Genomic DNA, 608 nt, shown 5'->3' on the forward strand with positions numbered 1-608 from the left:
CCGTATTCTTCTTCGGTAATTTTGCCTTCAGCATACCTCAAATCAATGATTTGTCTGGCTGAGTTATTCTCTGGAACTTGAGTATCCATTTTTCCAAAGAACTTTTGTAAATCGCCTGTTTTGTAAAGGTAAAAACCTATTGCCAAGATCAACAGCGTAAACATTGTTGCATTCCTCCTGAATTCGGGTGTTAACGGCCGGAAAACCGGCTCAGTTAGATTTTATAAGCCCGTGTTCCCCATACCCTGGAAATTCTGGCTGTTAGATGCGCCACCTGTGCCATGCATCCCTTTATACATATCCTCCAGGTCTTTCGTACTCAAATCAGGATGCATTTCCTGCATATATGGCTGCATTTGTCCAAAGTTGATATTCTGATCATCCATGAATTTTTGCATATCCTCAAAATCTCCTGATTTCCTCATTTGATTTATCTCATCGACAGTAATTCCTTGCTCCCCCATGAACTCCTGCATATTTCCAAAATTGCCATCACCCATGAAGTTTGCCATATTTTTAAAATCAATGCCCTGCTCCTTCATAAATTCAGCAGGATTCACTGCATTTTCCTTCGCGGATGCCATATACAATCCTGTACCTCCTGCTGC

1 protein-coding gene is annotated in these 608 nt (G+C 41.3%); it reads right to left on the reverse strand.

All coding sequences use genetic code 11. The features are described 5' to 3' along the window. Positions 1–221 precede the first annotated feature (221 nt). Positions 222–608 (reverse strand): hypothetical protein (locus tag UB32_RS18860; protein ID WP_206742578.1); only part of this gene is annotated, 387 nt, incomplete at its 5' end.

The organism is Mesobacillus subterraneus, assembly GCF_000934845.1.
Lineage (GTDB): Bacteria > Bacillota > Bacilli > Bacillales > Cytobacillaceae > Mesobacillus > Mesobacillus stamsii.